This is a genomic window from Paraburkholderia sp. RAU2J, assembly GCF_003634845.1.
GTDB lineage: Bacteria > Pseudomonadota > Gammaproteobacteria > Burkholderiales > Burkholderiaceae > Paraburkholderia > Paraburkholderia fynbosensis.
On the sequence record NZ_RBXG01000001.1, the window covers coordinates 3,555,893 to 3,577,495 of the forward strand.

Genomic DNA, 21,603 nt, shown 5'->3' on the forward strand with positions numbered 1-21,603 from the left:
ACGCAGCGTCACCGCAGCAGGGTCCACAACAACGGCGGCGGCGCACCAGGCCAATACGGGGCCGAGTCTGTCCATCCTTCACTGCTCGCCAGGCAGTTGTGATTTCTTCACGGATGCAGACATCGGATCAAAAACAGAAAGCCGCCCTCAACGCGACTTTCACGCGAGGACCGATCATGTTGACACTTCAATCCGATCTGCACGGTAACCACTTGCTTGGAGCATTGCCGTCGCACGAATGGCAAGCGCTAGCTCCCCATCTCGAACTGGTTCATCTGCGCACCGAGCAGTTGCTGTGCGATTCGGGTCAACGCATTCATCATGTCTACTTCCCGACGACCGCGATCATCTCGATGCTCTCGACGATGGAAGACGGCAGCTCGGTCGAAATCGCCGCGGTCGGCCGCGAAGGCATGACCGGCGTGCCGGTGCTCACCGGCGGCGAAACCATGCCGAACCGTGTGCAGGTGCAATGCGCCGGCTTCGCATACCGGATGAGCGCACAGGCGCTCAAACAGCAATTCGCGCGTTCGGACTTCCTGCGCCGCCTGATGCTGCTGTATATGCACGCCCTGCTCACGCAAGTCGCGCAAACCGCTGCCTGCAATCGTCACCACGCGCTGAACAAGCAGCTGTGCCGCTGGCTGCTGATCGAAGTGGACCGCGTCGCATCGAATGATCTGACGGTAACCCAGCAACTGATCGCCGACATGCTCGGCGTGCGCCGCGAAGGCATTACCGAAGCCGCCGGCAAGCTGCACGATGAAGGCCTGATTCATCACAGCCGCGGCCACATCAAGGTGCTCGATCGCAAGGGCCTCGAAGCGCGTGCATGCGAATGCTACGGCCTCGTCAAACGCGAATTCGACCGTCTTCTGCCGCGCCTGCGCCAGGCCGAAACCGTCGAATAAGCAAGGTGCCGCCCGACCACCAGAATAAAGAAAAATATGTTCAGGAATACTACGCGGGTTCTCGATGCGATGTTCGTGATTGCCGGCAGCCTGCTCGGACATTGGCTGCGCTTCTCGACGCCGATCGAGTTGTCAGACACCGAGCGTCTTCTGATCGCGTTCAACTGTCTGCTCGTGTTGCTGTTGTTTCCGGGCTTCGGTGTGTATGAAACGTGGCGCGGCAAGGCGTTGGCGCCGGTGCTGGCGAGAATCACGGCGGCGTGGCTGGTGGTGTCCGTCACCGGCCTCGTGCTGGTATTCACGCTGCATCGTATGGACGCGGTGTCGCGGCTGTGGTTCGGTTACTCGACGCTGATCTCCGGCGCGATGATCATCGCCACCCGCTGCATCACGCACGTCGTGCTGCGCAGCGTGCGGCGACGCGGGATGAATGTCCGCACCGTCGCGATCGTCGGCGCGCCAGGCTTCTCGCGTACGCTGCTCGCGCATCTCGAACATGCGCCGCAAGCCGGCTTCAAACCGGTGTGCGTCTTCGACACCAGCATCGAAGGCGCCGCCAACTATGCCACGCGCCTGAAACGCCTGCCAGTGCTGACCGATCTCGATGCGTTCGTCAACAAGGTGCGCAACGAGCGCGTAAGCGAAGTGTGGCTCGCGCTGCCGCTTTCCGAAGAACATACGATCTATCGCTTCACGCATATCTTCAGGCACGACTTCGTGAACCTGCGTTTCATTCCCGATGTACGCAGCCTCTCGCTGTTCAACCACGCGCTGGTCGACGTCGTCGGGTTACCCACGCTCAATCTGAGCGCGACGCCCTTCTCGCCGCCGCAGATGTGGCCGAAGCTGATGTTCGACCGTCTGTTCGCTGCGCTCGCGCTGCTCGCGCTCGCGCCGGTGTTCGTCGTGCTCGCGATCGGCATCAAGCTCAGCTCGCCCGGGCCCGTGTTCTTTCGCCAGACGCGCAAGGGTGTCGACGGCGAGCCGTTCGCGATCTACAAGTTCCGCTCGATGACCGTTCATCACGAAACGCACGGCCAGGTCACCCAGGCTTCGCGCAACGATACGCGCGTGACGAAACTCGGCGGCTTCATGCGCCGCACCAGTCTCGACGAGCTGCCGCAGTTCCTGAACGTGCTGCTCGGCCAGATGTCGGTGGTCGGCCCGCGCCCGCACGCGGTCGAACACGACGATCTCTACAAGGATCAGGTGTATGGCTACATGCACCGCTACCGGATCAAGCCCGGCATCACCGGCTGGGCTCAGGTGAACGGCTATCGCGGCGCCACCACCAAGGTGGAAAAGATGGAAGCGCGCGTCAAGTTCGACCTCTTCTACATTCAGAACTGGTCGTTCTGGTTCGACATGAAGATCGTGTTCATCACCATCTTCAAGGGCTTCGTCGGGCGCAACGCGTTCTGACCATGCCAGTGCGGCAACCGTTCGTGAAAGTGTCGGTGATCGTGCCGACGCACCGGCGCACGGCCGACCTGGCCCGCTGTCTCGCGGCACTCGACGCGCAGGAGCGTCGCGCCGACGAAGTGATCGTGGTTGCGCGCCACGACGACTACGCCACACTCGACTGGCTGCGCACACGCGAAGCGAACCGGCCCGATCCGCGCCGCTTCGTCGTGCTGATGCGCAAGCCCGGTATGGTTGCCGCTTACAACCTCGGCATCGAAAGCGCGAGCGGCAATGTGCTCTGCTTCACCGAAGACGACGCCGCGCCGCATAGCGACTGGATCGCGCGCATCGCTCGCGCGTTCAACGACGATCCCACGCTCGGTGGCCTGGGCGGCCGCGACATCGTGCATGAACGGCACGGCATCGTGCAGGGCCACACGCCGCGGGTGGGCCTCGTGCGCTGGTATGGACGGATCATCGGCAACCACCATATCGGCCATGGCGAAGCGCGCCGGGTGCACGTGCTCAAAGGCGTCAACATGGCGTTTCGCCGTGAGGCGATCGGCGCGCTGCGGTTCGACTCGCGCTTGCGCGGCCACGGCGCGCAAGCTCACTGCGAGATGGCGTTCAGTCTGGACGTGCAACGGCGCGGCTGGGCTCTAATCTATGACCCTTCGCTGCTGGTCGAGCACTTCCCCGTGCAGTGCAGCGACGAAGACCCGCGCTTCGCTTTCAACGACGCAGCTTTCTACAACGCGTCATTCAATCTGCGCCTCATCATGTGGGAATACCTGAGCCCGCACGGCCGATGGGCGTTCGTCGCTTACTCGACGCTGATTGGCGAGCGCGCTGACCCGGGGTTTCTGCGCGCATTGTCGCTGGCATTCGCACGCGGCGGCGTGGCGCTTGCGCTGCGTAAATGGCGAGTGGGCCTGCGGGCAATGCGCGGCGCGTGGCAGGAAGCGATACGCTGACCGCGCGAAGCAGCCGCTTCGCGCGAGGCAGCCACCCATCGCCTTCGATCCGGGCCGGTTGCGGCGGGCATGGCCGCCGCGCCGCCACGCGCCCGTTCCGTCACGTGAGCCGGCATACGCGACACAAGCGGCCGTGCCGGCGTGGGCCACGGCGCGCTCCTGCGTGCTCTCAAACGGTCGCCGCGTCCATGCTGTTGCGCCGACGCCAAAGGTGGAATTGCAAGCGGCCAGCGCCCGCGCGGATGGAACGGGTCGAAGTCCGAGCCGGCCTGCTAACGCTCCACGCCGCGCGCGGCACGAAACCGGCATTGCGCGATTTTCACAGAAACGCGCTGACGTCGATATGAAAACGCAAGGCAAGCGCCTTCGCCACTTTCTTGCTGATGGCGCGCCGCCCCGCGAGAATATCGCTTACCACGGTGGGCGACGCGATACCTATCAGGTCCTTCTGCTTGAGTCCGTGTGTTTCCAGCAGATGCCGCAATACTTCGCGTGGCTCCGCTTTGGGAATCGTCACGTTGTGCGCTTCCCAGTTTGCGACGAGTTCCGTGACGATCGCGAACAGGTCGGCCAGAGGATCCTCGTTGTTGCCGTTCAGCTGATCGGCGAGCGAGTTGGCGACCCGCACCATCTGCTGGTAATCCTCTTCGGTACGAATAGGCGTGATCGGCAACTGGTTTTGCAGCGTGACCCAGGTTTGGGCAACGTCGGGAAAAGGTCCCGGAAGGCGATCGGCGTTCATGAGTTTAAGTTCTTCCTCGTCCAAAGGTCGTACTCCGCATGCGTCATACATGACGAACGAATGACGACAGCCTGTTGTAGTGAATCGCCGCGACGATCCTGAACCGGCTGCCGCCTGCATCGAAAAACGATGTATTGCGGCGGCACATAGTCCACACTGGCGAACGTCTGCTTCAGGTCGTTATAGCCATACGCGAGGCAAGCCTGCGCTACTGCCACGTCAATAGCGCACTGCGCGCACCCCGGATGTCTCTTTATAAAGTCGTGCAACGCCTTCTTTGACATGACCCGCATCGTCTTCGTCCGCACGTACTCGCGCATCGAAGATGCGCGAGTACGTGCAAGGCTAAACGGGCGGATCGACAGCGATAGCCAGTCGGACAGGCATAGTCCGGACGGCCATGTGCGGCCTACTGCGGTGCGACGAAAGTCCATTTATTCGCATATTGTTCATTGCTCAATATGCGAATAAATAGATACCCCGAGCCAACTGCGGATCATGCCGGGTCACCCGTCACAATCCGGCGCAAGCACATCACGGTCCCAAATTGCTCCCGGATGCGGGCTTGTCCGACCATGCAAGGTCCTCGGTCTCCAGATCGTGCTCGCCCACCTCCACCGTTCCAACGCGCTGACGCATGCCGGCGGCGGCGATCGTCCGGGTGACCTCGGCCATGAATGCGCGCCGGAACACCGCTGCCGAAAACCGTTCGGCATTCGCGCGGCAAGCCGCCGGCGTGATGCGCTCACGCAGCCGTTCGAAGCGTTCGATCGCCTCGCGCATCGACACGACCGTTTGGGATGCGAAATATATGCCGGTGGGATGCGCGTCGCCAAGCGGCGTCAACCTGTCCAGCGCGTCGCCCTTGCCGAAGGCAATCACCGGCGTGCCGCACGCCTGCGCTTCGAGCGGAGCGATGCCGAAATCTTCCTCGGCTGCGAACACGAAGGCCCGCGCGCGTTGCAGATAATCCTTCAGAACCTCGGGCGGCTGATACCCGAGGATCGTCACGTTCGGCCCGGCTCTCGCGCGCAGCGCCGCCATCTGCGGCCCGTCGCCGATGACGACCAGCTTGCGCTGCGGCGTCGCGTTGAAGGTCTCGACGATCAGATCGAGGCGCTTGTCCGACGCCATGCGCGACACGCTCAGATAGAAGTCGTCCTTTTGCTCGCGCACTTCGAATTCATGCACGTCGACGGGCGGCGGAATCACGGCGGCCTCGCGCCGGTAAGTCTTCATCATGCGGCGCGCCGCGCAATGCGAGTTCGCAATCAGGCTGTCGACACCGCTCGTCGAACGGGTATCCCAACTGCGCAGATAATGCAGCCACGCGCGGGCTGCCCACGACTTCGGCCCGTGCGTGAGCCTCGCTTCACGCAGATATTGGTGTTGCAGATCCCACGCCTCGCTCATCGGCGAATGCACGTAGCTCACATGTGTCTGATCCGGGCCCACCGGCACACCCTTGGCGAGCATGCGCGAACTCGTGATAATCAGGTCGTAATCCGCGAGATCGAACTGCCCGATGGCACGCAGCATCAACGGCAAATACGCGCGATAGCGGCGCCGCGCGAACGGCAGGTGCTGAATGAACGACGTCGTGACGGACTTGCCGCGCAGCAGCCGGCGATCATCGAGAAAATCGACCAGGCTGAAAAGGTCGGCGTCGGGAAAGCACTCGATGATCTGCTCGAGCACTTTCTCCGCACTGCCGGATGCGACGAGCCAGTCGTGCACGATCGCCACTTTCATGACCTCTCCTAGCTGTCGGGAAAAACGCACCTCTTGGGCCTAGCAACGAGTGTATGTGCCGCATTAATTGCTGTGCGTGCGGGTGCCCACATTCGACGCGCGACAGTGCGCGAATAATTGGCCGGATGCTCGTATGCCTATGCGAAACCGTGGATTGCGCATGCGGTGGCGAAAGGCTCTGCTCGCCTTCGGGCCATGGGTTCGCGCGGATGAAGGATGAGAGCTATGCGCCTGCGTACGCCGACTGGACAGAGCCGGTTCGGGGCAGTGATCGTCGAAGCGATGAGGTGTGACAGAGGCGTTGTACTCGCCGCAATGATCAGGACATTGCGCACCGACCGGACACTCACATAGCGTCTCACGGAGCGACGCGCGAAACGATATGCGGCCTACGTCCGCGGCAACTCGACGTTGGCAGCGCACGGCACGGCAATCAGGCAAGCCGCGCGCCAGCGCCAACGATTCATACAAAGGCAAATCGCGCGCAAACCGGCAAATTGCAGGTTCACGCGCGATTTCAGAACGACCCCGATCAGCCCTTGCTGTATTCGATCGTCTCGACGCCGGTGTCCGTGCCGAGCAGGCACAGGTTCGCGCCACGGCCCGCGAACAGGCCCGCGGTCACCACACCCGGCCACGCATTGATGTGCGTTTCCAGCGTGCGCGGGTCGCTGATGCGCAGACCCTTGACGTCGATGATCTCGTTGCCGTTGTCGGTGATGAACGGCACGCCCTCTTTCGTCACGCGCACCACCGGCACGCCGCCGAGCGCGGTGACGCGGCGGCCGATCGCGGTGCGCGCCATCGGCACCACTTCGATCGGCAGCGGGAAGTTGCCGAGCGTGTCGACCAGTTTGCTGGCATCCGCGATGCACACAAATACGTCCGACACCGACGCCACGATCTTTTCGCGCGTCAGCGCGCCGCCGCCGCCCTTGATCATGGCGCCGCTGCGGTCGATCTCGTCGGCGCCGTCCACGTACACCGGCAGCGAATCGATCTCGTTCAGGTCGAGCACCTTGAAGCCGTGCGATTGCAGACGCGCGGTGGTGGCGAGCGAACTCGACACAGCGCCGCGATAGCGCGCCTTGTTGGCGGCCAGCGCGTCGATGAAACAGTTCGCGGTCGAGCCGGTGCCGACGCCGATCACCGCGCCTTCGGGCACGTTGGCGTTCACATAGTCGGCGGCGGCCTGGCCGACCAGTTGTTTGAGTTCGTCTTGAGTCATGAGAGGAGGCTGGCGAGCAGTTAAAGCGATAAGACCGCTAGTTTACCTGAGTGATGCGCGAGTGCCGGGCGATTACTTCTTCACCGCCCGCTGCCGCACCGCTTCGAACAGACAGACGCCCGACGCCACGGAAACGTTCAGGCTTTCGACCGTGCCCGCCATCGGAATCTGCATGACTACGTCACAGGTGTCGCGCGTGAGACGGCGCATACCCTCGCCTTCGGCGCCCATCACGAGCGCCACCGGACCGTCGAGCTCGGTGTCGTAGAGACTCTTGGTCGCCTCGCCGGCCGTGCCGACCACCCATACGCCCGCATCCTTCAATTCGCGCAGTGCACGCGCGAGATTCGTCACCGTGATGTAAGGCACGGTGTCGGCCGCGCCGCTCGCGACCTTCGCAGCGGTCGCGTTCAAACCGACCGCGCGATCACGCGGCGCGATCACCGCATGTGCGCCGGCGGCATCGGCCACGCGCAGGCAGGCGCCGAGATTGTGCGGATCGGTCACGCCGTCGAGCACCAGGATCAGCGGCGAACCGTTGATGCCGTCGAGCAGTTCGGCCAGATTCTGCGCGAGCGGCATGTCGCCCGCGCGGGCCACCACGCCCTGGTGACGCTCGGTGTGCGCGAGGCCCCACAGACGCGTTTCGTCGGCGGCGATCAGACGCACGCCGGCTTCCTTCGCCGAGTGCAGGAATTCGGTCATGCGACGGTCTTTGCGCGTCGCGTCGTAATAAACATCCTCGACCGTCGACGCATCGTGCCGGATACGCGCGGTCACTGCGTGAAAACCGTATAAAACCTTGAGACGTGCCATGACTGAACAACCTTTGATTGAGCGCGACTGCAACGCGCGCTGCTGTGATGAATACGAGTCTGAGTACTTCGCGTGAATACTTTGCATGCCTGCCGCGCTCGTGCGCTGACCTGCGTGCCACGATAAAACGCAGACCGCGCGCAACCGGCACGTGTGAACGTACCCGATGCGCGCGGTTCAGGCGGTGAAACCGCTTCAGCGTTTCTTGCGTGCCTGCGGCTTCGACGCTGCATTGGCCGCGGCACCATGCTTCTTCGCCGCACCACGCGCCGCGCGCGCTTCCTTGACCGCCACGGTTTGCGCGGGCGCGGCCTTCTTGCGCCGCGCGCCGCCCGGCGCCGACGCACCGGCTTCGGCCGGCGGCAGCGAACGCACGCGCGCGCCGCCGCTGTCACCGGCGCCCTTGTCGGCCAGCGCCCCACGCGCCGCGGGCGGCTTGATCGGCGTGTCGCGCACGAGCCGGAAATCGATCTTGCGCGCGTCGAGATCGACGCGGCTCACCTGCACCCGCACCCGATCCGACAGACGATAACGAATGCCGGTGCGCTCGCCGCGCAGCTCGTTCTTGATCTCGTCGTACTGGAAGTAGTCGGAGCCGAGTTCGGTCACGTGCACGAGGCCTTCGATAAAGAGCGAATCGAGCTGCACGAAGATGCCGAACGACGTCACGCCGTTCACCATGCCGCCGTACTCTTCGCCGAGCTTGTCGCGCATGAAATAGCACTTCAGCCATGCTTCGACGTCACGCGATGCTTCGTCGGCGCGGCGCTCGTTAGCCGAGCAATGTAGTCCGAGTTCTTCCCAGATCGCGACGTTGTTGCCGCGCTGGCGGCCGCGCTTTTCGTCGTCGGCCTGTTGCATCGCGCGGGCGCGCGGCGACAGCGCGGTATTCAGCTCGACGCCTTGCGGCGGCTCCGGCTGATACTTGCGGCCCTGCAGGATCGCGTAGATCGCGCGGTGCGTGAGCAGATCGGGATAGCGGCGAATCGGGCTCGTGAAGTGCGCATACGCCTCATACGCGAGACCGAAGTGGCCGATGTTCTCTGGGCTGTAGACCGCCTGCTGCATCGAGCGCAGCAGCATGGTTTGCAGCATCTGCGCATCGGGCCGCTCGCGGATCTGCGCCATCAGCGCGGCGTAATCGCTCGCGTGCGGCGTGTCGCCGCCGGCGAGCGTCAAGCCCATGCCGCGCAGGAAGGTGCGCAGATTCTCGAGCTTTTCCGCAGTCGGCCCGGCGTGCACGCGGAACAGACCCGCATGCTTGTTGCGCTTGAGGAAGTCGGCCGCGCAGACGTTCGCGGCCAGCATGCATTCCTCGATCAGCTTGTGCGCGTCGTTGCGGGTGCGCGGCACGATCTGCTCGATCTTGCCCTGCGCGTTGCAGACGATGTACGTCTCGGTCGTATCGAAGTCGATCGCGCCGCGTTTCTGGCGCGCCGCGAACAACGACTTGTAGACGCCGTACAGATTCTGCAATTGCGGCAGCAATGCGGCTCGCCGCGCGGCCTCCGGACCCTTGGTGTTTTTCAGCACCGCGGCGACTTCCGTATAGGTCAGACGCGCGGCCGAATGCATCACACCGGGATAGAACTGATACGCCTTCACTTCGCCGCGCGCGGTGACGATCATGTCGCACACGAGCACGCAACGATCGACGTGCGGGTTCAGCGAGCACAAGCCGTTCGACAGTTTCTCCGGCAGCATCGGAATCACGCGGCGCGGGAAATACACCGACGTGCTGCGTTCGATCGCGTCGGCATCGAGCCCGCTCTTCGGCAGCACGTAGTGCGACACGTCCGCGATCGCGACGATCAGACGGAAGCCCTCGCCACGGCCGACCTGCACCGGTTCGCAATACACGGCGTCGTCGAAGTCGCGGGCGTCTTCGCCGTCGATCGTGACGAGCGGCACGTCGCGCAGATCGATGCGGTGACGCGCGTCGACCGGACGGACTTCGTCGGGCAGCTTCGAGGCTTCGTCGAGCGCATCCGGGCTGAACTCGTGCGGCACGCCGTACTTGCGCACCGCGATTTCGATTTCCATGCCGGGGTCGTCGATATCGCCGAGCACTTCCACCACGCGGCCGAGCGGCTGCGAATGACGGCTCGGGAAATCGGTCAGCTCGACCACCACCACCTGGCCGACCTTGGCCTTTTTGGTGTTCTGCGTGATCAGGATGTCGTGGCCGATGCGCTTGTCTTCGGGCGCGACGATCAGCGCGCCGTTCTCGTTGAGCAGGCGGCCGATCACGCGCTTGTTGGCGCGATCCGTCACTTCGACGATATGCCCTTCCGGGCGGCCGCGCCGGTCATAACCGACGATGCGCGCGAGCACCCGATCGTTGTGCATGACCTTCTGCATCTCGCCGGTGGGCAGGAACAGATCGTCCTGACCGTCATCGCGGATCAGGAAGCCGAAGCCGTCGCGATGACCTTGCACACGGCCCGCGACGAAGTTCGACGGATGCGTCAATTGATAGAGATTGCGCTGGTCGAGCCGGATCTGGCCGTCGCGCTCCATCGCGCCTAAGCGCTTGAAAAATCCTTCGCGCTCCTGGCGCTTGATCGACAGCGCTTCGGCGATGTCGTTCGCGGCAAGCGGCGTTTCACTCGTGCGCAGGACGCCCAGAATTTCTTCGCGGCTTGGAATCGGATACGGAAATTTGCTCAAGGGCTTGTCGATGATTTTTTCTCGTTGCATGGACGTCGGTCGGCGATGTGGCTCGGCTGAAGAAGCGTTTGCGTTGCGCTTGAATTGCACCTGCAAATGCACAGAAAAGACTGCTCGGGTCCGGCTCGTTCAAGGCTGAGTCGACGGGCGTGTGGCACCGTACCAACGAACTACTGCGAGGCATTCTAACACCCGTCTTGCGCGCCACGCGGCCCGTCAATGGTTGCCGGCAGGCGCGTGCGGCCTCGTCGGCGAGATGTTTAAGCAACTTTGGAGAAACGCTTGACAGGTCCCAATCTGTCGCTATAATGGCGGTCTTTGCTGTTCATCGCCTGCCCAGGTGGCGAAATTGGTAGACGCACTAGGTTCAGGTCCTAGCGGTGGCAACACTGTGGAGGTTCGAGTCCTCTCTTGGGCACCAGATTCAAAATTAGAGCCGCCTGCGGGTGGCTTTAATTTTTGTAGGAAGCTACGTGGTCCGATTCACTCGTTTGAGCGATCAGTTTGCGTAGTTGGCAGGACGGAGTTGGGTAGCGAAGCATTGCTTCGTTGCACGACTTAACCGGGCGGTTGATAAAGCGATGTTTGTTTGAAGCAGGGATTGACACGCTGAATCAGCTTGCTAAAATAGCGGTCTAGCTTGAAGACGTGCCCAGGTGGCGGAATTGGTAGACGCACTAGGTTCAGGTCCTAGCGGTGGCAACACCGTGGAGGTTCGAGTCCTCTCCTGGGCACCACCCCTCTTCAAGTGAAACGAAACACCCCGTTGAGCCTTTGCGCTTCGCGGGGTTTTTTGTTTCTGGCTGCTTCTTTTGCCTGCGTACCGTGCGTTGTTTTGCAGAAGTGCTTGCCCGTGTCAGCGGCATCCCTCGCGCTTCTTGCGACGACATCACACCGGGCCAAAGTCGCCGCACAAGGCAATCCGATCGCGCTCCTCTACCCGCTCCATCCCAGTTGAATCTCCAACCAGACTGCAACGCAGGCGCCCACTTCGCCCAGGCCTGAAAAGCCAGCAGTGCGCCGCCAACCGCAAACAGCACGGGAATCAATAATTCCTGATTCAGCACGCGCGCGCCAGCCGTCGAGTCCGGCGAGATACGCGCGAGGCGTGCGGTTGTCGTAGCGCTTGCTGACCTTCGCCAGCATGGTCCGAGAAAACGGGCTGCAGCGCCACGATAAGCAGGCAAAGATACGGAATTGTCATTTATCAGCCTCCCTTATATGCGCATGGCGAATGCCGCGCGCGCGGCAGCTATGGCGGGGCGCGTCGGCCCTCGCCAATCTGAATTCGACGGGTGCCACCTCTGCGGAACGGGGAAAGGAATCGGTCGCATTACCCTGATTCACCGCTTTCAAGTCAAATGTACATTACAAATAACAAACACTTAAACTGACACCCTCAATACAACAATTACATTTGTCAAACATTCAGCATGCATTCATAATTCAACATCGAATTCGCTCCAGGTATTAATACCGATAAAAGCAGCTTCAACCATGCAGGCGTTTAACGGTCGGCGTACACTCGCCGCAAGCCCTTGTCTAGAGGGCGTAGGGGGCTACGGAGCCGCCCGTCGTAAAACACGGGTTATTGGAGACTGAGGGGAACAATCAATGAGCTGGACTCGGGAACAGAGAAACGTCACGATCGCCGCCTATCTCGGCTGGACGCTCGACGCATTTGATTTCTTTCTAATGGTGTTCGTATTGAAGGATATCGCGGCGGAATTCAATACGACTATTCCGTCGGTTGCCGTCGCGATTATGTTGACCTTGATGATGCGCCCGGTCGGCGCGTTGATTTTCGGCCGGCTTGCCGACAAATACGGCCGCCGCCCCACGCTGATGCTCAACATCGCGTGCTTCTCGCTGCTGGAACTGCTGTCCGGCCTCTCACCCAATCTGATGACGCTGCTGGTGCTGCGCGCGCTGTTCGGCATCGCGATGGGCGGTGAATGGGGCGTCGGCGGCGCACTGACCATGGAAACGGTGCCGCCGAAGTCGCGCGGCATCGTTTCGGGTCTGCTGCAGGCCGGTTATCCGAGCGGCTACCTGCTCGCATCCATCGTGTTCGGCGTCTTCTATCAATACATCGGCTGGCGCGGCATGTTCTTCGTCGGCGTGCTGCCCGCGCTGCTCGTGCTGTACGTGCGCGCGCACGTGCCGGAATCGCCGGCCTTCAAGACGCTCGAAAAGAAAGCGCGGCCGGGCCTGATCGCCACGTTGAAGCAGAACGTCGGCTTGTCCATTTACGCAATCGTGCTGATGACCGCGTTCAACGTCTTCTCCCACGGCTCGCAGGATCTGTATCCGACCTTCCTGCGCGTGCAGCATCAGTTCGATGCGCATACGGTGTCGTGGATCACGGTCGTGCTGAACATCGGCGCGATTTGCGGCGGCCTGTTCTTCGGCTGGGCGTCGGAAAAGATCGGCCGCAAGCGCGCGATCTTCATCGCCGCGTTGATCGCGTTGCCGGTCCTGCCGTTGTGGGCGTTTTCGAGCACGCCGGTGCTGCTCGCGCTCGGCGCGTTCCTGATGCAGATCTCCGTGCAGGGCGCGTGGGGCGTGATCCCGGTGCACCTGAACGAAATCTCGCCCGATGAAATTCGCGCGACCTTCCCTGGTCTCGTGTATCAGCTCGGCAATCTGATCGCGTCGGTGAATGGTCCGCTGCAGGCACGCGCTTCCGAAGCGCACGGCAACAACTACGCGCTCGTGATGGCGGTGGTGATCGGCATCGTCGCCGTGGTGATTGCCGCGCTGATTCCATTCAGCCGCGAGCGTCGCGGTATCGACATGACGCAGTCGGCCATGGAGATCGCCGCGCACTCCCCCAATAGGGCCGTTGCCGGACAGCTTTAAGCGTTCGAACTGAACGGCCATTTTGCCGGCGCGTTCTCGGACGCAATAGCCGCAAAGGCGGCTCGAACCGCCGCGGCTCGAACGCGCGTCACGCCATACAAGGCCAAACTCAGGTAGCAAGCAATACGAGGCCGTTCCGATTCACATCGGAGCGGCCTTTTTATTTCCGCGCGAACGACGCGTCACGCATGGCGTTAAGACGACCCTCGTCAGGTCTTCTAGAGGAGTTAGTCGACTTTGCCCCCTTGATCGCACGAACCCTCCTTCCTTATCCTGAAAAAAACGACTGTTTCAAATTTCGATTTGAATCGCTTGTTTGCGGGCCGGGCGCCCGGCAACCGGGAGACGCAACATGGCAGTTCGCACAACAGGCCGGCATGCCGGCGATACAAAGTCCCGCATCCTCGACACCGCCGAAACGCTATTCATCGAATGCGGCTATGAGGCCATGTCGCTGCGCCAGATTACTTCGCGCGCCGAAGTCAATCTCGCAGCGGTCAACTATCACTTCGGCAGCAAGGAATCGCTGATTCATTCGATGCTCTCGCGCCGCCTCGACCAGCTCAACGACGAACGGCTCAAGCTGCTCGACCGCTTCGATGCGATGCTCGGCGCGCGTTTGACCTGCGAGCACGTGCTGGGCGCGATGTTCATTCCGGCGCTGCGTCTGTCACGCGATCCGCGCGTCGGCGGCAAGGCCTTTCTGCGCTTGCTCGGGCGCGCCTATACCGACCCGTCGTCATTCATTCGCGACTTTCTGAACGGGCATTACGCGTCGGTGGCCGTGCGTTTTTTCGATGCCTTCCAGCGCGCGCTGCCGCATCTGCCGCGCGAGGAACTCGGCTGGCGGCTGCACTTCGCGATCGGGGCTTTGTCGGGCGTGCTGGCCGGCACCGATACCGACAGCCTGATTTCCGAGTTCTCGCAGGGCAAGTCGATGAACGACCTGCAGTTGATCGCACGTCTTGCGTCGCTGATGGTGGCCGCGCTCAAGGCGCCATTGCCGGACGGTTCGCAACTGGCCACGTTCGCGGCCGTGCTCGGCGATGCGAGCGAAGGCGATACGCAAGGTGGTGCGCAACCTTGCGCCGAGGGCGGTCCTGAGCGCGTCGGCGAGTACCGATCGCCGCATGCAGACCCAACCTCGGCTGCACCGCAAATGCAAAGCGGCATGGGTACGTCGGCGGAGGGTTCGTCAGAGGTTGAACGCCGTGGCGGCAACATCGAAGCGGCTTCGTTCCGGTCCGCTTTGCACGGCTCGGCATAAAGGCGAAACACGGGTCGATGCGAGTGGCGCCGTCGCGGGCGGTCTGCATCGGCGCATAAAGATGTTGCCAGATCGCGCGAGCCACCGCGCAATATGGCAAGGATGCCGAAGTTTCATAACGGTAGTCGATGCCCGGCCGACCGGCATCGAGCCCGCCATGACAGGCTACAGGACACACACGGCCAGACAGCGACAGGGACAACACGAAGACAACACTATGGACTGCGTCAGGAACGCCATTCGCTACCGACGCAGGCACGGCTCGAAACACCCAGGGCGCACGGGGAAGCCCCCACACCGCCCCATGTAGAAGACGCGGAAGATCTACAGGAACGCGAACGCGTCCGCGCCTCGTGGACGCGTTCGCCCACACCATCGAAACAGGAGTAAACGTCATGCCGTGGTTCATCCTGGTGCTCGTCATTGCCGCTCTCGCGCTCGTCTACATTCAGGCACGCGTGTCGTGGTGGCTGGCCGTCATGATCGTCTGGGTGGCCGCCGCACACCTTAGCGGGGCGGCGGGTCCCATTCTCACGACGCTCTTCGCGATCGTGTTCGTCCTCCCTGCCCTCGTGCTCGCGCTCAAGCCGCTGCGCCGCGCGTGGCTGACGAAACCGGTGCTCGAGATCTTCCGCAAGATCCTGCCGGAGATGTCGCCGACCGAGCGTGACGCGATCGAAGCCGGCACGGTCTGGTGGGACGCCGAACTGTTCTCGGGACGCCCGCATTGGGACACGCTGCTCGGCTACGGCCCAGCCACGCTGAGCGCCGAAGAGCAGGCCTTCCTCGACGTCGAATGCGAGCAGTTGTGCGACCTCGCGAACGACTGGGAAACCACGATGGTCTGGCAGGACCTGTCGCCGAAAACCTGGCAGTTCATCAAGGAGTGCGGCTTTCTCGGCATGATCATTCCGAAGCAATACGGCGGCAAGCAGTTCTCCGCGTACGCGCATTCGCAGGTCATCATGAAGCTTGCCACACGCTGCTCGGCCGCGGCCGTGTCGGTGATGGTGCCGAACTCGCTCGGCCCCGCCGAACTGCTGATGCACTACGGCACCGAAGAGCAGAAAAACCACTACCTGCCGCGCCTCGCGCGCGGCGAAGAAATCCCCTGCTTCGCGTTGACGAGTCCTTATGCGGGCTCCGACGCCGCCGCGATTCCGGATGTCGGCATCATCTGCAAGGGCGTGTTCGACGGCCGCGAAACGCTGGGCTTTCGCCTCACGTGGGACAAGCGCTACATCACGCTCGGGCCGATCGCGACCGTGCTCGGTCTCGCGTTCCGTGCGCTCGATCCCGACCGCCTGCTTGGCGGCGACGAAGAACCCGGCATTACCTGCGCACTGATTCCGACCGCTCACCCCGGCGTGAACATCGGCCGGCGTCATTGGCCGTTGAACGCGGTGTTCCAGAACGGCCCGAACTCCGGCAAGGACGTGTTCATTCCGCTCGACTGGGTGATCGGCGGACGCGCGCAGGTCGGCAACGGCTGGCGCATGCTGATGGAATGTCTCGCGGCGGGCCGCGCGATTTCGCTGCCGTCGTCGAATGTCGGGATGGCGAAGATCGCCGTGCGCGGCACCGGCGCGTATGCCGCGGTTCGCCGCCAGTTCCGCACCGCCGTCGGCAAGTTCGAAGGCGTGCAGGAAGCGCTCGGCCGCATGGGCGGCAACCTGTACGTGATGGACGCCGCGCGCCGCCTGTCCGCGCAGGCGGTGGACCTCGGCGAAAAGCCATCGGTGATCTCGGCGATCGCGAAGTATCACATCACCGAGCGGGCCCGCATGGTCATCAACGATGGCATGGACGTCGTCGCTGGCAAGGGCATCTGCATGGGGCCGTCGAACTTTCTCGCGCGCGCCTATCAGCAGGTGCCGATCTCGATCACCGTGGAAGGCGCGAACATTCTCACGCGTTGCCTGATCATCTTCGGCCAGGGCGCGATTCGCTGTCATCCGTACGTGCTGAAGGAAATGGCCGCGACGCGCGAGACGGATCACGCGAAGGCGCTGCGCGATTTCGACACGGCGTTCTTCGGCCACGTCAGCTTCACGCTGTCGAACGTGGTGCGCAGCTTCGTGTACGGCGTCACCGGCGGCGCGTTCATCGTCAAGCCGCGTGCCGCTCACGCGCCCCTGCACGGGTATTACCGCGCGGCCACCCGCATCTCGACCGCCTTCGCGCTGCTCGCCGACGTCTCGATGTTCGTGCTCGGCGGCGATCTGAAACGCCGTGAGCGCCTCTCCGGGCGACTCGGCGACGTGCTCTCGCAGCTGTACCTGATCTCCGCCACGCTCAAGCGTTTCGAAGACGAAGGCCGTCAGCAGGACGATCTGCCGCTGGTGCGCTGGGGCGTCGAGGATTCGCTGTACAAGGCGCAGCAGGCGCTCGACGGCGTGCTCGCGAACTACCCGAACCGCTTCGCCGCGGGCCTCGTGCGGGTGCTCGCGTTCCCGTTCGGCCTGCCGTATCGCGAGCCGTCGGACCGGCTTGGCGGCGAAATCGCCGAACTGATGCAAACGCCGGGCGCAGCGCGCGAGCGGCTCGTGTCCGACTCGTACGTGCCGCATCCGGACGTCGACGCGCTCGGCTACGGCGAGCTCGTGTTCGAGCTGAACCCGCGCTTCACGCAGATCGACCAGAAGCTGCGCGACGCAGTCAAGCAAGGCCTGCTCGCTCCGATGCCGCAAAGCCTCGCGCACCTCGCGGCCTGGACCGAAGCGGCCGCGCAGCAAGGCCTGATCGACGCCGACGAGCGGCGCGTGCTCGACGACTACGCCCACTATGACGCGCAGGTCGTGAAGGTCGACGACTTCCCGGCCGACTTCGACATGCTCGCCAATCTGCAAAAACGCAAGGAGACGCTCGACAAAGCGCTTGAACTCGCGGCCTGAGTGCCCGAATGCAAGCCTTGGCGCGTGAAAAAACATCGTGGGACGCCCCACCGGATACGCCCAACTCAGTGCACACTGACACAGGTCCGATGCCACAGGGCTTCCTTCGGTCGTTGGGGCATCCCCTCGGGGGACTTCCCGGGGGCGCCTCCAGCGGAGCAACCAAAAACATGAACGACTCGTATCTGAAGTTCGTCAACTCGCCGTTCGGCGCGGGCCTCGCGCGCTCGCTCGGCTTGCCGAAGCCCGAGGTGCTGCGCCGCTATCGCGCGGACCGGCCCGAGTTCGACGGTCTGGTCGCCATCGGCGCGGGCCGTGAGCCACGGCTGCTCGACGTGCTCGCGAACCTGGTCGCGAGCATCGGCGTGACGAGCGTTGCGCATGAAAGCGCCGGCCTGTGGGTGCCGCTCGCGCATCGGCATGGCCTGATGACCGGGCGCTTCGAATCCGCCGAAGCCGGCTCTCAAGGCAAGCTCGCCGCGCTGCTGTTCGACGCGAGCGGTATCGAAGACAGCAGTCATCTGGCGCCGCTGCACGGGTTCTTTCACGACACGCTGCGCTCGCTCGGCAAGTGCGCACGGATCGTCGTGCTCGGGCGGCCGCCGGAAACCTGCGCGAGCCCGCGTCAGTGGACCGCGCAACGCGCGCTGGAAGGCCTCACGCGTTCGCTCGGCAAGGAGGCCCGGCGCGGCATCACGGCGAATCTCGTGTATGTCGCGCAAGGCGCCGAGGGTGGCGCCGAAGCGACGCTGCGCTTTTTTCTGTCGCCGCGTTCGGCCTACGTATCGGGCCAGGTGGTGCGCATCGACGCAGGCGCTGCAGGCCGCCCAGCCGACGCCGCAAGCGCCTCCACCGTGCCCGCCTTCGACTGGTCGCAGCCGCTCGCGGGCCGGCGCGCGCTCGTGACCGGTGCCGCGCGCGGCATCGGCGCGTCGATTGCGAGCGTGCTCGCGGCCGAAGGCGCGCACGTGATCGGCATCGACATCCCGTCCGCGCGCGATGCGCTCGACGCGACCCTGCGCCAGTTGAACGGCACCGCCCTCGCGTTCGACATCGCCGCGCCGGAAGCCGCCGCGCAGATCGCCGCCGCGCTCGACGAACAGGGCGTCGACATCGTCGTGCACAACGCCGGCATCACCAAGGACAAGACCATCGCGAAGATGACCGAGGCGACGTGGCAAAGCGTCATCGACATCAATCTGGGCGCGCAGGAACGCATCGACGACGCGCTGCTCGCCGCCGGCATCCTGCGCGACGGCGGCCGGATCGTCGGCGTGTCGTCGATCAGCGGGATTGCGGGCAATTCCGGCCAGACCAATTACGCGACCTCGAAGGCCGGCGTGATCGGCCGGGTGCAAAGCATGGCGCCGCAACTGCGTGCGCGCGGCATCACGATCAACGCGGTCGCGCCCGGCTTCATCGAAACACAGATGACCGCGAAGATTCCGTGGACGATCCGCGAAGCGGGCCGCCGCATGAATTCGCTGGGCCAGGGCGGCCAGCCGGTCGACGTCGCGCAGACCATCGCGTGGCTCGCGCATCCGGGGTCGGCCGGCGTCACTGGCCAGATTGTGCGCGTGTGCGGACAAAGCCTCATTGGAGCGTGACCATGCGTGAACCGGGCGACCCGTTCGGAGACGGTCTTATCTCGGGCGCCACGCGGCCTGATGCGGTGCGGCTCAAAACCGTCGTCGTCGAAACCTTGCCCGCGCCGGCGAAGCTCTATGCGCGCGCGTTGTCGGGCATCGTCAAGCGTGGGCGTTCAACGCACGCCCCGCAATTGCCGCCGCTGCGCCTCGTGCGCCCCGCCGTCGCGCTCGATCCGGGGCCGGTCTGGCGTTATGCGCGCGTGTGCGGCTTCATTCCCGAGCATGGCGTGCCGCTCACCTATCCGCATCTGCTCGCGTTTCCGCTGCATCTGCTGATGCTGACCGATCCGGCGTTTCCGTGGCCCGCGCTCGGGCTCGTGCATCTGGCCAACCACGTGCGGCTGCGCCGCCCGCTCACGTACAAGGACCTGCTGCGCGTGGAGGTGGAATTCGGCGCGCTGCTGCGTCACGACAAGGGTCAGGCGTTCGTGCTGCACACCCGCATGTACCGGCGCGGCGAGGCCGTGTGGGACGGTGACAGCGTCTATCTGAAACGTGCGGTGCCGGCGAGCGGCAACCCGCTCGATCCGCTCGAATTCGGCCCGCAGGCGCTGCAACGCATGTCGCGCTGGCAGCTCGCGCCGCAACTGGGCCGCGACTACGCGAGCGTGTCCGGCGACTACAACCCGATCCACCTCACCGCGCTGTCGGCGAAGGCGTTCGGCTTTCCGCGCGCGATCGCGCACGGGATGTGGACGCTCGCGCGCGCCGCCTCCGCGCTGCAACCACCGAAGCCGCTCGCCGAAGCCACGCTCAGCGCCGAATTCAAGCTGCCGCTGCTGCTGCCCGGAGAAGCATCGTTGTGGAGCGCGTCGCCGTCGCTGATCGAACGCGATATCGAGGTGCGCGACATCGCCGGAGAAAAGCCGCATTTGCGCGGCCGTATGCAGTGGCGGCTGCAATGACGCACGAGCCTGTTTTTGCGCGGGCGCGCAGTGGAATTAAAGCCGCCGGCATTCGTTGTTGTATCAGGAGGTCGCGATCGCCGATCGGCTCACGCCGACATCGGCAGCACCGTTCGCATTACTCGATAACCAGAACACGACCCGAAGGAGCCGAGCATGTCCCACCCGCTAGCCGCCGTGCGCCGCGTCGCCATCGTCGGGGGCAACCGGATTCCGTTTGCCCGCTCGAATACCGCGTACGCGACCGCGTCGAATCAGGACATGCTGACCTTCACGCTGCAAGGGCTGATCGACCGCTACGAACTGCACGGTGAGCGCCTGGGCGAAGTCGCGGCGGGCGCGGTGATCAAGCATTCGCGCGACTTCAATCTGACGCGCGAAGCGGTGCTGTCCACGACGCTCGCGAAGGAAACGCCCGCTTACGACGTGCAGCAGGCTTGCGGCACCGGCCTCGAAGCGGCGATTCTCGTCGCCAACAAGATCGCGCTCGGGCAGATCGACGCGGGCATCGCGGGCGGCGTCGACACGACGTCCGATGCGCCGATCGGCGTCAACGAAAAAATGCGCAAGATCCTGCTCGAAGCGAACCGCGGCAGGAGCGCCGGCCAGCGCGTCGGCGCGCTGGCCAAGTTGCGCCCCGGCATGTTCTTCAAGCCGCTGCTGCCGCGCAACGGCGAGCCACGCACGGGACTGTCGATGGGCGAGCACTGCGAACTGATGGCCAAGCGCTGGAACATTTCACGCGAGGCGCAGGACGTGCTTGCCTACGAGAGCCATCGCAAGCTCGGCGAAGCGTACGCGCGCGGCTTCGTCAACGATCTGATGACGCCGTACCGCGGCCTCGCGCGCGACAACAACCTGCGCGCCGATCTGACGCTCGAAAAGCTCGCGAGCATGAAACCCGTGTTCGATCGCGACGCCGGCACGCTGACCGCCGGCAACTCGACACCGCTCACCGACGGCGCCTCCGCCGTGCTGCTCGCGAGCGAGGACTGGGCGGCTCGCCGCGGGCTGCCGGTACTCGCGTATCTGAGCTGGTCGGAGACGGCCGCCGTCGACTTTTTCGACAAAAAGGAAGGCCTGCTGATGGCGCCCGTCTATGCGGTGCCGCGCATGCTGGCGCGCGCGGGCCTCACGCTGCAGGACTTCGATTTCTACGAAATCCACGAAGCTTTCGCCGCGCAGGTGTTATGCACGCTCGCGGCGTGGCAGGATGACGAGTATTGCCGCACGCAGTTGGGCCTCGCCGGCCCGCTCGGCGCGCTCGATCGGACGAAACTGAACGTGAACGGCAGCTCGCTCGCGACCGGTCATCCGTTCGCGGCGACGGGCGGGCGCATCGTCGCCGGCCTCGCGAAGCTGCTCGCGCAACTCGACAAACCGGCCGGCACCGCGCGCGGGCTGATCTCGATCTGCGCGGCAGGCGGCCAAGGGGTGGTCGCGATTCTCGAACGCTGAACCGTGCGGACGTTTCTGCATTGATTTACGGCGCATTCCGCTTCACTCGCTGCCGACCGCGTGTTTAGCTT

14 protein-coding genes and 2 tRNA genes are annotated in these 21,603 nt (G+C 63.9%); 11 read left to right on the plus strand and 5 right to left on the minus strand.

Going from position 1 to position 21,603, the window contains the following annotated elements:
* The first annotated feature begins 176 nt into the window (after positions 1-176).
* Genes B0G69_RS16220 through B0G69_RS16230 form a run of 3 tightly spaced genes read left to right on the plus strand, consistent with a single transcriptional unit; the run spans position 177 to position 3,289 of the window.
* The gene (locus tag B0G69_RS16220; protein WP_006048767.1) at positions 177-911 is read left to right on the plus strand and encodes a Crp/Fnr family transcriptional regulator; all 735 of its coding nucleotides are present in this window, start codon (positions 177-179) and stop codon (positions 909-911) included.
* A 36-nt stretch (positions 912-947) separates the two neighbouring features.
* Positions 948-2,333, plus strand: coding sequence for an undecaprenyl-phosphate glucose phosphotransferase (locus B0G69_RS16225; protein WP_121318558.1), 1,386 nt, complete (start codon positions 948-950; stop codon positions 2,331-2,333).
* Between the two features lie 2 nt (positions 2,334-2,335).
* Positions 2,336-3,289, plus strand: a complete 954-nt coding sequence (locus B0G69_RS16230) for a glycosyltransferase (RefSeq protein ID WP_121318560.1) — start codon at positions 2,336-2,338, stop codon at positions 3,287-3,289.
* A 319-nt stretch (positions 3,290-3,608) separates the two neighbouring features.
* Here B0G69_RS16230 and B0G69_RS16235 read toward each other — a convergent pair whose 3' ends face one another.
* From B0G69_RS16235 to rnr, 5 genes are all read right to left on the minus strand, one after another.
* On the minus strand, positions 3,609-4,031 hold the full coding sequence (locus tag B0G69_RS16235; RefSeq protein ID WP_121318562.1) for a transcriptional regulator: 423 nt from the start codon (positions 4,029-4,031) through the stop codon (positions 3,609-3,611).
* Positions 4,032-4,565: 534 nt separating this feature from the next.
* On the minus strand, positions 4,566-5,783 hold the full coding sequence (locus B0G69_RS16245) for a glycosyltransferase (protein WP_121318564.1): 1,218 nt from the start codon (positions 5,781-5,783) through the stop codon (positions 4,566-4,568).
* Positions 5,784-6,315: 532 nt separating this feature from the next.
* Positions 6,316-7,011 (minus strand): ribose-5-phosphate isomerase RpiA, encoded by a 696-nt coding sequence (rpiA, locus tag B0G69_RS16250; RefSeq protein WP_121318566.1) that lies wholly within the window; start codon positions 7,009-7,011, stop codon positions 6,316-6,318.
* 72 nt (positions 7,012-7,083) lie between these two features.
* Entirely contained in the window at positions 7,084-7,827 is a 744-nt protein-coding gene (gene rlmB / locus B0G69_RS16255) for a 23S rRNA (guanosine(2251)-2'-O)-methyltransferase RlmB (RefSeq protein ID WP_121319478.1), read from the minus strand.
* A 195-nt stretch (positions 7,828-8,022) separates the two neighbouring features.
* Positions 8,023-10,527 (minus strand): ribonuclease R, encoded by a 2,505-nt coding sequence (gene rnr, locus B0G69_RS16260; protein ID WP_121319479.1) that lies wholly within the window; start codon positions 10,525-10,527, stop codon positions 8,023-8,025.
* Positions 10,528-10,831: 304 nt separating this feature from the next.
* Between rnr and B0G69_RS16265 the strand changes: the two genes are divergently transcribed.
* The 8 genes from B0G69_RS16265 to B0G69_RS16300 all read left to right on the plus strand — a co-directional run bounded on the left by B0G69_RS16265 (position 10,832) and on the right by B0G69_RS16300 (position 21,532).
* A tRNA-Leu gene (locus tag B0G69_RS16265) sits at positions 10,832-10,918 on the plus strand.
* A gap of 229 nt (positions 10,919-11,147) precedes the next feature.
* A tRNA-Leu gene (locus B0G69_RS16270) sits at positions 11,148-11,234 on the plus strand.
* An 877-nt stretch (positions 11,235-12,111) separates the two neighbouring features.
* Positions 12,112-13,359 carry an MFS transporter gene (locus B0G69_RS16275; RefSeq protein ID WP_121318568.1) on the plus strand — a complete coding sequence of 416 codons (1,248 nt, stop codon included), beginning with the start codon at positions 12,112-12,114 and terminating at the stop codon, positions 13,357-13,359.
* A gap of 352 nt (positions 13,360-13,711) precedes the next feature.
* Entirely contained in the window at positions 13,712-14,626 is a 915-nt protein-coding gene (locus B0G69_RS16280; protein WP_121318570.1) for a TetR/AcrR family transcriptional regulator, read from the plus strand.
* 395 nt (positions 14,627-15,021) lie between these two features.
* Complete coding sequence (locus B0G69_RS16285; protein ID WP_121318572.1) at positions 15,022-17,520, plus strand: acyl-CoA dehydrogenase; 2,499 nt, start codon at positions 15,022-15,024, stop codon at positions 17,518-17,520.
* Between the two features lie 170 nt (positions 17,521-17,690).
* On the plus strand, positions 17,691-19,127 hold the full coding sequence (locus tag B0G69_RS16290; protein WP_121318574.1) for a 3-oxoacyl-ACP reductase: 1,437 nt from the start codon (positions 17,691-17,693) through the stop codon (positions 19,125-19,127).
* A gap of 2 nt (positions 19,128-19,129) precedes the next feature.
* Positions 19,130-20,074 (plus strand): MaoC/PaaZ C-terminal domain-containing protein, encoded by a 945-nt coding sequence (locus tag B0G69_RS16295; protein ID WP_121318576.1) that lies wholly within the window; start codon positions 19,130-19,132, stop codon positions 20,072-20,074.
* A gap of 156 nt (positions 20,075-20,230) precedes the next feature.
* Complete coding sequence (locus B0G69_RS16300) at positions 20,231-21,532, plus strand: acetyl-CoA C-acetyltransferase (RefSeq protein WP_121318578.1); 1,302 nt, start codon at positions 20,231-20,233, stop codon at positions 21,530-21,532.
* The last annotated feature ends 71 nt before the right edge of the window (positions 21,533-21,603 follow it).

Bases quoted from the DNA above. Each gene is read 5' to 3' on its own strand.
- B0G69_RS16220 (WP_006048767.1), top strand. From the start codon at position 177: ATGTTGACACTTCAATCCGATCTGCACGGTAACCACTTGCTTGGAGCA.
- B0G69_RS16225 (WP_121318558.1), top strand. From the start codon at position 948: ATGTTCAGGAATACTACGCGGGTTCTCGATGCGATGTTCGTGATTGCC.
- B0G69_RS16230 (WP_121318560.1), top strand. From the start codon at position 2,336: ATGCCAGTGCGGCAACCGTTCGTGAAAGTGTCGGTGATCGTGCCGACG.
- B0G69_RS16235 (WP_121318562.1), bottom strand. From the start codon at position 4,031: ATGAACGCCGATCGCCTTCCGGGACCTTTTCCCGACGTTGCCCAAACC.
- B0G69_RS16245 (WP_121318564.1), bottom strand. From the start codon at position 5,783: ATGAAAGTGGCGATCGTGCACGACTGGCTCGTCGCATCCGGCAGTGCG.
- rpiA (WP_121318566.1), bottom strand. From the start codon at position 7,011: ATGACTCAAGACGAACTCAAACAACTGGTCGGCCAGGCCGCCGCCGAC.
- rlmB (WP_121319478.1), bottom strand. From the start codon at position 7,827: ATGGCACGTCTCAAGGTTTTATACGGTTTTCACGCAGTGACCGCGCGT.
- rnr (WP_121319479.1), bottom strand. From the start codon at position 10,527: ATGCAACGAGAAAAAATCATCGACAAGCCCTTGAGCAAATTTCCGTAT.
- B0G69_RS16275 (WP_121318568.1), top strand. From the start codon at position 12,112: ATGAGCTGGACTCGGGAACAGAGAAACGTCACGATCGCCGCCTATCTC.
- B0G69_RS16280 (WP_121318570.1), top strand. From the start codon at position 13,712: ATGGCAGTTCGCACAACAGGCCGGCATGCCGGCGATACAAAGTCCCGC.
- B0G69_RS16285 (WP_121318572.1), top strand. From the start codon at position 15,022: ATGCCGTGGTTCATCCTGGTGCTCGTCATTGCCGCTCTCGCGCTCGTC.
- B0G69_RS16290 (WP_121318574.1), top strand. From the start codon at position 17,691: ATGAACGACTCGTATCTGAAGTTCGTCAACTCGCCGTTCGGCGCGGGC.
- B0G69_RS16295 (WP_121318576.1), top strand. From the start codon at position 19,130: ATGCGTGAACCGGGCGACCCGTTCGGAGACGGTCTTATCTCGGGCGCC.
- B0G69_RS16300 (WP_121318578.1), top strand. From the start codon at position 20,231: ATGTCCCACCCGCTAGCCGCCGTGCGCCGCGTCGCCATCGTCGGGGGC.